Consider the following 390-nt stretch of genomic DNA (forward strand, 5'->3'; position numbering starts at 1 on the left):
GATCAGATTGAAGGGATTTCGGATGTAATTGATAAAATGACGGAAAATGTTGAATAACTGCGCGTCGCATTCTCGTTACTTCAGTGAATGGGAAAACGATAGTGGAAGCAGTGGTATAAATTAATTCACCAGAAAAAGAAAACCATTTTTTGAATAGTCATATGTGATGCTGGCGATTTTAAGTGACGAAGAACTTGGAGATAAGATAACAATGGAGCAATATTATTACAACCATATGAATAAGGCACAGCAGGCTGCATATCACAGCATTCTTAGCGGTGTGAAAAACCTGGCGGATGAATTTCAGATTCCGGCATTAGAGGGAGAAGAACTTTAGTATCTTTTTGATAAAAAGAAGATTTGCGAACATCAAAAGGCTATGACTGCCAG

The 390-nt window shown here is 37.7% G+C and carries 1 protein-coding gene; it reads left to right on the forward strand.

Annotation, left to right across the window (positions count from 1 at the left end; all coding sequences use genetic code 11):
• Window positions 1-211: 211 nt before the first annotated feature.
• Window positions 212-337 (forward strand): hypothetical protein, encoded by a 126-nt coding sequence (locus LI074_RS17185; RefSeq protein ID WP_265107690.1) that lies wholly within the window; start codon window positions 212-214, stop codon window positions 335-337.
• The last annotated feature ends 53 nt before the right edge of the window (window positions 338-390 follow it).

It is taken from the genome of Blautia sp. MSK18_10, assembly GCF_020553185.1.
Classification (GTDB): domain Bacteria; phylum Bacillota; class Clostridia; order Lachnospirales; family Lachnospiraceae; genus Blautia_A; species Blautia_A wexlerae.